Here is a 10,233-nt window from a genome sequence, read left to right as displayed (position 1 = left end):
TCTCGAACCCGGCCTTCACCAGCGCGGCCGTGCCACCACAGAGAACGGCCTGCTCGCCGAAGAGGTCGGTCTCGGTCTCCTCGGTGAACGTCGTCCTGATGACGCCCGCGCGGGTCCCGCCGATGCCCTTGGCGTACGACAGTGCCAGCTCCAGGCCCTTGCCGGTGGCGTCCTGCTCGACGGCCACGATGCACGGAACGCCGCGGCCCTCCTCGTACTGGCGGCGGACCAGGTGACCCGGGCCCTTCGGCGCGACCATGCAGACGTCGACGTCGGCCGGCGGCTTGATGAAGTCGAAGCGGATGTTCAGGCCGTGGCCGAAGAACAGCGCGTCGCCATCCTTGAGGTTGTCCTTGACGGACTCCTCGTAGACCTGGGCCTGGATCGGGTCCGGGACCAGGATCATGATGACGTCGGCCTCGGCGGACGCCTCGGCCGGGCTCACCACGCGCAGGCCCTGCTCCTCGGCCTTCGCCTTGGACTTCGAGCCCTCGTGCAGACCGACACGGACGTCGACACCCGAGTCGCGCAGCGACAGCGCGTGGGCGTGGCCCTGGCTGCCGTAACCAAGGACCGCGACCTTGCGGCCCTGGATGATGGACAGGTCGGCATCGTCGTCGTAGAACAGCTCGGCGGGCATGGGTGACTCTCCTTGGTTCCTGGAACGTGAGGGTGTGTTCGGACGGGAGGACGAGAAGGTGACGGCGCTGCTCTCAGAACACCTAGGCGCTCTGTGCGCGGGACGCCGTGGCGGCGCCCGCCGGGGTGAGGCGGATCGGGCGGGCCTCGCGCGCGGTGCGGTCGGCCAGGGCCCGGGAGCCGCGGCCGATGGCGATCGCGCCGGACTGGACCAGCTCCTTGATACCGAAGGTCGCGAGCATCCGGAGCATCGCGTCGAGCTTGTCGCCGGAACCGGTCGCTTCGAGGGTCACGGCTTCGGGCGAGACGTCGACGGTTCTGGCCCGGAACAGTTCGCCGATCTGGACGACTTGGGCGCGGGTGTCGTGGCCGGCGCTCACCTTCACCAGGACCAGTTCGCGCTGGACCGCGGAATCCGCCTCCAGCTCGACGATCTTGATGACGTTGACCAGCTTGTTGAGCTGCTTGGTCACCTGTTCCAGGGCGAGTTCGTGGTCGACCCTCACGACGATGGTGATGCGTGAGTGGTCGGGGTGTTCGGTGGTGCCGACGGCGAGCGAGTCGATGTTGAATCCGCGGCGCGAGAACAGGGCGGCGACACGGGCGAGGATGCCGGGTGTGTTCTCGACCAGGACGGAGAGCGTGTGCTGGGACATGTTCAGGAGGTCCTCTCAGTCGTCCGCGGAGTCGCCGAAGTCGGGGCGTACGTCGCGTGCGGCCATGATGTCGTCGTTGGAGGTGCCGGCGGGGACCATCGGCCACACCATCGCGTCCTCGTGGACGATGAAGTCCACAACGACGGGGCGGTCGTTGATCGCGTTGGCCTTGTCGATGATCGCGTCGAGCTCGTACGGGTTCTCACAGCGCAGGCCCACACAGCCCATCGCCTCGGAGAGCTGTACGAAATCCGGGACCCGGGTGCCGCGGTTGGTGGTGGATCCCACTCCGCGGGTCGAGCCGGTGGTGGCGTTGGTGGCGCCGTCGTGCAGCACCGTGTTGGAGAACCGGGCGCCGTAGAAGAGGTTCTGCCACTGGCGGACCATCCCGAGCGCGCCGTTGTTGATGATCGCGACCTTGATCGGGATGTTGTTGAGCGCGCAGGTGGTGAGCTCCTGATTGGTCATCTGGAAGCAGCCGTCACCGTCGATCGCCCAGACCGCACGGTCCGGCATACCGGCCTTGGCACCCATCGCGGCCGGCACCGCGTACCCCATCGTCCCGGCACCGCCCGAGTTGAACCAGGTGCCGGGCTCCTCGTGCGGGAGGAACTGCGCCGCCCACATCTGGTGCTGCCCCACGCCGGAGGCGAACAGTGTTCCTTCCGGGGCCATTTGGCCGATCCGTTCGATGACCTGCTGCGGGGAGAGCAGCCCCGGGTCGGCGGGGAGTTCGTAGCCGCGCCGGTAGGTGGTCCGCCAGTGGTCCAGGTCCCGCCACCAGTCCGCGTAGTCGCCGACGTGCCCTTCCTCCCGCTCGCCGTGGACGGCGGCGGTCAGGCCGACGAGCACCTCGCGGGCGTCCCCGACGATCGGCACGTCCGCGAGCCGGTTCTTGGAGATCTCGGCCGGGTCGATGTCGGCGTGGACGACCTTGGCGTGCGGGGCGAAGCTGTCCAGCCTGCCGGTGACCCGGTCGTCGAACCGGGCCCCCAGGGCGACGATGAGGTCCGCCTTCTGGAGGGCCGCGACCGCCGCGACGTCCCCGTGCATGCCGGGCATGCCGACGTGCAGCGGGTGGCTGCCGGGGAAGGCGCCCAGCGCCATCAGGGTGGTGACCACGGGCGCCCCGGTGAGCTCGGCCAGGGTGCGCAGCTCGGCGGTGGCCCGGGCCTTGAGCACCCCGCCGCCGACGTAGAGGACCGGGCGGCGGGCCGCGGCGATGAGCCGGGCGGCCTCCCGGATCTGTTTGGGGTGCGGCTTGGTGACCGGACGGTAGCCGGGCAGGTCCATCACCGGCGGCCACCGGAAGGTGGTCTCCGCCTGGAGGGCGTCCTTGGTGATGTCGATGAGTACGGGGCCGGGGCGGCCGGTGGAGGCGATGTGGAAGGCCTCGGCGATCGTGCGCGGGATGTCGTCGGCGTCCGTGACGAGGAAGTTGTGCTTGGTGATCGGCATGGTGATGCCGACGATGTCGGCCTCCTGGAAGGCGTCGGTGCCGATCGCCTTGGAGGGGACCTGTCCGGTGATCGCGATCAGCGGCACGGAGTCCATGTGGGCGTCCGCGATCGGGGTGACCAGATTGGTGGCGCCGGGACCGGAGGTCGCCATGCACACCCCCACCTTGCCGGTGGCCTGGGCGTAGCCGGTGGCCGCGTGGCCGGCGCCCTGCTCGTGGCGGACCAGCACATGGCGGACCCGGGTCGAGTCCATCAACGGGTCGTACGCCGGGAGGATGCAGCCGCCGGGGATGCCGAACACGGTGTCCGCGCCGGCCTCCTCGAGCGAGCGGATGAGGGACTGGGCGCCCGTCACGTGCTCGGCGCCGGTGTTCGGTTGCCCGGTCGTACGGGACCGCACTTGCGGGAGGAGGGGCGCGGGGGCCTGCTGCACAGCGTTTGACATCGTCAGTTCCAAAAGTCCGTAGGAGTGTTGTCGAGGACGTTTCGGTGATCGGCAGCCGCGGCGGGAGCGGCCGGTGGTGCGTACCCGCCGCCGGGTGATCACCGCATCGGTGCACCCGGCGGACCGGGCCTCGTCAGGGCGGGGTTCCTGCCGTCTGCAGGGCCTCGCGGGTGTGCCGTACGACATCGAGTCCGGAGAGCCTCTTGATGAGGGGCCCCTCGACGTCCAGTTCGCCGCGGACGGCGACCGCCGCCGCGTATCCCCGGTCCACCGGCACATCGAGCAGAGTCCAGCCGGAGGGCGGGTACGGTCCCTCGGGGCGTCCCGATCCGACGTAGTCGAGAGCGGGGTCGCGGCCAAGGCCCGTACCGAGGCCCTTGAGGTAGGCCTCCTTGCGGGTCCACAGCCGGGCCAGTGCCCTGGGACGCTCCGGCGGGCTGAGCGCGGCCAGTTCGGCCTGCTCGTCCACGTGCAGCATCGAGGCGAGTTCGGCGGTGCTCTCCTCGTCCGACACCAGCTCCACGTCGACCCCTATCGGGGCCGCCGCCGTACCGACGACGGCGAGATCGCCCCGGTGGGACAGCGAGAAGAACAGCCGGTCGTCGGCGTCGAGCACGGTGGGCCGGCCGTGCGGTCCGCCGCAGCAGGGGCAGGTGTCCCGGCCGAGGTGCACCTCTTCGGGCCGCAGGCTCAGGTACGAGCCGAGCAGCCGGCGAAGGGCGACATGCGCGGCCGTGAACCGGGTTCGGTCGGCGGCGTGCATGAGGGCGGCGGCACGCTGACGCTCGGTCGCGTCGAGTACCTGTTCGTCCAGGATGCCGCTGGGGACATCCGAGACCCTCAGGAGCCAGAGGTCCAGCGAGCCAGGGGGTGGCAGCTCACGAACGACCCACGGCAGGGTTTGTTCCACGGGGTCTCTCCTGTTCGTACGAGAGTGAGACAGGCGAGTCGGGTCTCACCGCGTGGCCGGCGCGACCGGCAGGTCCCGCCTTCCGCGCAGCGGCCCGATCAGGAGGAGGAGCGGTGTCACGGCGAGTCCCGCGGTGAGCAGCCACAGGCTGGGCCGCAGGCCGAGGACCTGGCCGAGGCTCCCGCCGAGCACGGAGCCGATCGGAATGGCACCGAAGTTCGCGAACGAGACGCTGGCCGAGACACGGCCGAGCAGCTGCGGCGGACAGTAGCGCTGGCGGAAGGCCCCCTGGATCACGTTGGCGAGCACGACCCCGAGCGAGAGGATCGCACTGCCCAGCACCAGTGCGGCCAGCGTCCATCCCGTCCCGGCCAGCGGGATGAGCAGGGCGAACGGTGCGCTGGCGACGGTGGCGACGAGCAGTCCGCGCGCGGATCCGAACCGTGCGATGAGGCGTTTCGCGGTGGTGGCCCCGAGGATCCCGCCGATGCTGCTCGACGCGAGGAGCCAGCCGGTGCCGCCTTCGGGTATCCCGAGCTCCCGGAGGATGAAGACCGGCAGGACCGCCGCCTCGGCCGTGAGCAGCAGGTTGGTGGTGGTTCCGTACAGGGTGAGGACGCGGAGGTAGGGGTCGCTGAAGGCGAACCGGAGCCCTTCCTTGATGTCCGGGAGCAGGGCCGGCCGCTCGGCGGGTTTCTCCGGCACCGGTTCCTTGCTGCGGATGCCGGACAGACAGAGCGCGGAGACGAGGTACGTCGCCGAGTTGACCAGGAGACCGGACGCCGCGCCGAACGCCTGGGCCAACAGGCCGCCACCGCCAAGACCCGCGACCTGGGCGACCGATTCGCTCCCCTGGAGCTTGGCGTTGGCCTCCGGGAGATCGTCCGGCTCGACGATAGAAGGCACGTAGACCTTGTACGAGATCCCGAAGAAGACCGCGGCGAACCCGTTGACCAGCCCCACGAACAGCAGCTGGGTCATCGTCAGGACGCCGAGCCAGGCAGCGGCCGGAACGCTGGCCAGCGTCACCAGCGGCACCAGGTTGCAGACCTGCATGATGGGCCGCCGTCGCATCCGGTCCACCCAGGCGCCGGCCGGCAGGCCGATCAGCAGCCAGGGCAGCCAGGGGGCGGCGGCCAGCAGCCCCACCGAGAAAGGGCTCGCGTCGAGCGTCACCGTGGCGAGCAGGGGCATTCCGACACCGGTGATGCTGATGCCGACGCGGTTGGTCGTCTCGCCGATCCACAGCAGCCGGAAGTCGCGGTTGCCACGCAGCCCCCTGCGCGGGGGCGGTTCGTGGTCCATGCCGGGGGCGCGCTCGGTCAGCCGGGCGCTCATGACGTCACTGCCTCGAGCACGGCCTGCGTCAGCAGGGTGCTCCCGTCGGACCAGCGGGTCCGCCGGCCGGTCAGTTCGGCCTTCAGGGCGTCCCGTCGGGTGCTCAGAGCACGTATTCCGTCGGCCGTGGAGCCGGGTCCGCCGCCGTGGGCGCACGCCTCGGCCACCCGGTCGGGGGCCAGCCCGCCGTCCTCGACGGCGGTGAAGCGGGCCGCGTCCACCAGCGACCGGCCGGAGTCCAGGGCGCCGAGCACGGTCTCGCCGACGAGGTGGTGGGCGGCCCGGAACGGCATTCCGTCCAGGACGAGCCGCTCCGCCAGGTAGGTGGCCGAGGTGAAGCCGTCCACGGCCCGCTCCGTCATGCGGGCGCGCTCGGGTTCGGTGCCCGCGACCACCAGGCTCAGCAGTGTCACCGCGTCGGTGGTGTCGCTGAGGCCGGGCCACAGGTGGCGTACGGCCTCGGTGCCGACGGCGATGGCGTTGGTGTAGCCGCCGGTGGTCATCGCGGACGCCGCGCCGACGAAGGCACCGAGGCTCGCGGTGGACCGGCCCTGGATGTGTTCGAGCAGGAACGGGTTGCGCTTCTGCGGCATCATCGAACTGGACCCGACGAGGGTGTCGCCCACCCGCAGCAGCCCGGACTCCTCGGACGTCCAGGTACTCAGGTCCCGGCCGGCCCGGGCCAGTGCCACGCCGAGGACGGCGGACGCCGACAGCAGGTCCAGGACGAAGTCGCGGGAGGCCACCGCGTCGACCGAGTTGGGCGCGGCGGAGTCGAAGCCGAGGAGTTCGGCGGTGCGCCGCGGGTCGATGGGGACGGACGTCCCGCCGATCGCGCCGGCTCCCAGCGGGTTGACGTCGATCTGGCGTCCGCCGTCGAGCAGCGCCTCGTACGCGCGCAGTACGGCGCCGGCGACACCGGCGAGGTAGTGGCCGTAGCTGATCGGCACGGCGGGCTGGCCGTGGGTGTAGGCGGGCATGACCACGTCCCGGTACTCCTCGGCCTTCGCCAGGAGCACCCCCGCCAGCCGGTCGACGGCGTCGAGCAGCGCCAGGTAGGGGGCGCGGGTCTTCAGCCGGGTCGTGGTGGCGTTGAGGTCGTTGCGCGAACGGCCGGTGTGCAGGATGCCGCCGGTCCGGTCGCCCAACTGCTCGATGAGGTGGCCTTCGTACGCCAGGTAGACGCCGCGCGGCATCGGCCTGGTCCGGACGGGTGCGAAGTCCTGCCCGCGCAGCTCCTCGATGGCTCGCAGCAGGGCCGCGGCCCTGTCGGTGTCGACGATTCCGCGCTCGGTGAGCATGATCAGGTGGGCCCGGTCGACCTCGCTGATGGCGCGCAGCTCCTGGCCCAGCCCGTCCGCGGTGTCCGGCAGGTACTGGTCGTAGACGATGCGGTGCGCCTCGGCGTCGAGCGCGGCCTTGAGCCGGCCGGTGTCGACGCCCTGCGCGGGCGCTGTGGTCATGCGTATGCCTCCTCTGTGTGCAGATCCGCGTAGGACACGGCCGCGCCGAGCAGGGCCACGGCCCGGTCGGCGGCTTCGGCCGCCCGTCCCGCGCGGTCGGCGACGGCGATGACGTGGCCGAAGCGGCCCCGGAAGTCCTCGGCGGGGCCGACCGGTTCGCCGGGGCCGCGGTAGAGCAGGGCCTCGACGGTGCCGGGTACCGTGCGGGCCCGGCCGACGGCCTCGTCCAGTGCGGCGGCGGGTGCGAGGATGCCGTCCTGTGTGCTGGTGAGGAAGCGGATCGAGGCGCGTGCGTAGCCGCCGCGTGCCAGCTGGGGCGCCGTGCCGAGGGCGGCCAGCACCTGGGCGCGCACCAGGTCGATCCCGCAGGCTCTGCGTACCAGTTCGGGGATCATGCCGCCGGCCAGCCGGGGGTTGACCTCGATGACCTCGGCGGTGCGGGGGCCGGTGAGCCGCAGTTCCACGTGGGCGGCGCCCCAGCCGAGGCCGAGTGCCCGCACCGCGCGTACCGCCGTCTCGCGCAGCGCGATCTCCTGCTCGCCGGGGAGCGCGGCCGGTACGTCGTGCCCGGTCTCGACGAACACCGGCAGCGGGCCGACGTGCTTGGCGACGGTGACGACGGCTTCCGTGCCGAACACCTCGACGGAGAACTCCGGTCCTGTCAGGTACTCCTCGACCAGGATCCGGCCGGGTGCGGTGATGCCCCGCTCGTTCACCGTGGCGGCCAGCAGTGCTCCGGCGTGCTCGGCGACCTCGTCGAGCCCGGCGCACAGGCGTACGCCCAGACTCCCTGAACCCTGCACCGGTTTGACGACCACGGGCAGTCCGATGCGGCGGGCCGCGGCGAGTGCGTCGGCGGCCTCGGACACGACGGCGAAGTCCGCCGATCCGACGCCGGCGCCGGCCAGGAGCCGGCGCTGTTCGGCCTTGTCGCGGCAGGCCCGCACGGCCTCGGCAGACGGGCCGGGCAGCCCGAGCCGGTAGGCGAGTGCGGCGGCGGTGGGTACGTAGTACTCGGAGCTGGTGAGGACGCCCGCGACGGTGGCACCGTCCTCCAGTGTCCGCACGGCCGACCACAGCGCGGCCTCGTCGGACGTGTCGACGACGACCGTGCGCAGCCGGTCCTCGGCGGCATAGGGGTAGCGGCCGGGATCGGCGCAGAGCAGTACGGGCACTACTCCCAGCTCGGCCGCGCGGCGCGCGAACAGCCGTCCCGTGCCTGTGGTGTTGCTCTCCACCAGGAGCAGCAGGCGCTCGCTCATGAGCCGACCCCCGGCATCACCACGTCGTCGAAGCCGCGGCGGGCCCAGAGCAGCCGGGACCAGGCCGCGGTGGCGTCCAGGGGGTGGTCGACGGTGACGGGGCCGCCGGCGGCGGGGGCGGGGACGATCCCCTGCTCGCTGAGCCAGGCGTCGTTGTAGACGGTGGACTGGTAGCGGTAGCCCTCGTCGGGGAGCACCATCACGACGGTGCTCTCCGGGTTCTGCTCCGCCCACCAGGACGCCACCTGGAAGGACGCGCCGCTGGTCGGGCCCATGAACAGGCCGTGCTCGCGGTAGAGCTGGTGGGTCGCGTGGAAGGCCTCGGGCGCGGTCACCCAGTGGACCTCGTCGTAGGCGGTGTGGGTGACGTTGCCCGGGTGGATGCTGCTGCCGAGTCCGCGGAGCATGCGCGGTCCGTCGGGGCTGCCGAAGATGATGCTGCCCTGGGTGTCGACGCCGGTCAGGTGCAGTGCCGGCGCGGTCTGCCGGAGCGCGGCGGCGAGCCCGCCGGTGGAGCCGCCCGAACCCACCGGGCCCACCAGGCAGTCCACGGCGCCGATGGTGTTGCCGATCAGGTCGGCGACGACGCCGTAGGCGCCGGGGTTGTCGGGGTTGTCGTACTGGCCGGGGACGAATGCCTCCGGGTCCTGCCGGCGCAGCTCGGCCACCCGGGCGAGCCGTGCTCCCTGGATGCCGCCGGCCTGGCCGGTGTGCTCGACGATCTCGACGGTCGTACCGAGCATTTCGAGCCGGGTGCGCAGATCGCGGTCGATCGCCGAGTCCCCGACGATGGTCAGCGGGTAGCCGCGCAGGCGGCAGACCATGGCCAGGCCCAGGGCGAAGGTGCCGGAGGAGGTCTCGATGATCCGGGTACCCGGGGAGATCAGGCCGGCCGCCTCGGCGCGGTCGAGTATGTAGCGGGCGGGCAGCAGCTTCATCAGGCTGAAGGCCGCAGCGTAGAGGTTGTCGCTCACCTTGATGATGCGTGGCAGCTCGGTGGCCTCCACGATCGAGGAGTGAGCCCTGGGCAGAGTCGTCGTCGTCATGTCAGTCACCCGTTGTGTAGTTCCACTGCTCGTGAATTCCGAGCTCTTGCAGAAGGTCCTGGGCCGCGTCGGTCCGCGCCTCGACCTCGGGGTCGTCCCGGTCGAAGAGGAGTCCGGCGATGTCCCCGCTGTGCGCCGCCTGTATGCCGACGGCTCCGGTGGTCCGGGCGATGTCCCGGATGCGGTCGAGCTCCGGGATCGGCAGATGCCGCTGGTTGATCTCCGTGCTGGCTGTGGCCACCGATCCCAGCAGGGCCACGTCCTTCATCTGGATGGCTTCCCGGAGCATCGCCTGGAGCCGGGTGAAGAGGTTGATCTCGTCCTGCCCGTAGCGGGCCGGGGACAGTGCCAGCGTGTCCACGCCCCGCCCGCCGCCCTCGGGGCGCGAGCCGAAGCCGAGGATCCGCAGGGCGGGCATCCGGTAACCGAAGTCCTCGATCACCGTGCCCTCCCGCTGGGCGAACAGGACGGTGGACTCGTCGAACATGAGGGAGTCCGACGCGGTCTCCGCGCGCACCGCGATCCTGGCGACCTCCTGGGGCGGGAGCGGGCTGACGAACGCGTCCTTGACCGCCCAGATGGCCGCGAGCACATCGCTCGTGGACGAGCCGAAGCCCCGGCACAGCGGTACGTCGCCGGTGATGTCCAGGTGGCCGCCCGCCGGCTCCGCGCCCTGCGGGGTCACGGCGCGGACCGCGAGTTCGGCCGCGCGCCGTGCCTTGCCCTTCCAGTCCGGCGTGACGGTGACCTCGGAGCCGGGGGCGGGGATGAACGTCGCGCGGGTCTCGTGAATGGTGCAGGGAAGAGTGACGAGGCCTCGGGTGAGTCCGCCGTCACCGGTGAACACGCCTTGCAGGATCTCGCCGTGGTGGACGGGGGCTGAAGCTACCCCGACACGCCAGCCGGAATGATCAACCATTTCCTTGACTTTCTGTTGCCGGGAGCCGTGGCCTGCGGATGGCTTCACGCTATGCAGGACGGGACCTGCCGCCCGGCGGCATGAGCGGCAGGCCG

Annotated in this window: 9 protein-coding genes; all 9 read right to left on the bottom strand. The window is 71.4% G+C overall.

Annotated elements, in window-relative coordinates; translation table 11 throughout:
• A partial coding sequence (ilvC, locus tag ACFVJX_RS33410; RefSeq protein WP_384135695.1) for a ketol-acid reductoisomerase occupies nt 1–640 on the bottom strand: 640 nt, incomplete at its 3' end.
• 82 nt (nt 641–722) lie between these two features.
• Nucleotides 723–1,295, bottom strand: a complete 573-nt coding sequence (ilvN, locus tag ACFVJX_RS33405; RefSeq protein ID WP_384135697.1) for an acetolactate synthase small subunit — start codon at nt 1,293–1,295, stop codon at nt 723–725.
• Nucleotides 1,296–1,310: 15 nt separating this feature from the next.
• A complete protein-coding gene (locus ACFVJX_RS33400) occupies nt 1,311–3,200 on the bottom strand; it encodes an acetolactate synthase large subunit (RefSeq protein WP_384135700.1) in 1,890 nt (629 codons plus the stop codon).
• A 133-nt stretch (nt 3,201–3,333) separates the two neighbouring features.
• On the bottom strand, nt 3,334–4,110 hold the full coding sequence (locus ACFVJX_RS33395) for a 4'-phosphopantetheinyl transferase family protein (RefSeq protein WP_384135702.1): 777 nt from the start codon (nt 4,108–4,110) through the stop codon (nt 3,334–3,336).
• A 45-nt stretch (nt 4,111–4,155) separates the two neighbouring features.
• The gene (locus ACFVJX_RS33390; RefSeq protein ID WP_384135703.1) at nt 4,156–5,448 is read right to left on the bottom strand and encodes an MFS transporter; all 1,293 of its coding nucleotides are present in this window, start codon (nt 5,446–5,448) and stop codon (nt 4,156–4,158) included.
• Nucleotides 5,445–6,911, bottom strand: coding sequence for an argininosuccinate lyase (gene argH, locus ACFVJX_RS33385; protein WP_384135705.1), 1,467 nt, complete (start codon nt 6,909–6,911; stop codon nt 5,445–5,447). The genes ACFVJX_RS33390 and argH overlap by 4 nt, the downstream gene beginning before the upstream one ends.
• Nucleotides 6,908–8,173 (bottom strand): ATP-grasp domain-containing protein, encoded by a 1,266-nt coding sequence (locus tag ACFVJX_RS33380; protein WP_384135707.1) that lies wholly within the window; start codon nt 8,171–8,173, stop codon nt 6,908–6,910. Before ACFVJX_RS33380 ends, argH begins: the two co-directional genes overlap by 4 nt.
• Entirely contained in the window at nt 8,170–9,219 is a 1,050-nt protein-coding gene (locus tag ACFVJX_RS33375; RefSeq protein ID WP_384135709.1) for a PLP-dependent cysteine synthase family protein, read from the bottom strand. The genes ACFVJX_RS33380 and ACFVJX_RS33375 overlap by 4 nt, the downstream gene beginning before the upstream one ends.
• 1 nt (nt 9,220) lies before the next feature.
• Nucleotides 9,221–10,138: a kinase gene (locus tag ACFVJX_RS33370; RefSeq protein ID WP_384135711.1), complete on the bottom strand. Its 918-nt coding sequence runs from the start codon at nt 10,136–10,138 to the stop codon at nt 9,221–9,223.
• Nucleotides 10,139–10,233: the final 95 nt, after the last annotated feature.

This window comes from Streptomyces sp. NPDC127177 (genome assembly GCF_042672475.1).
Classification (GTDB): Bacteria; Actinomycetota; Actinomycetes; order Streptomycetales; family Streptomycetaceae; genus Streptomyces.
The sequence above is the reverse complement of the archived record's forward strand: the minus strand, read 5'-3'. Positions and strand labels throughout refer to the sequence as shown.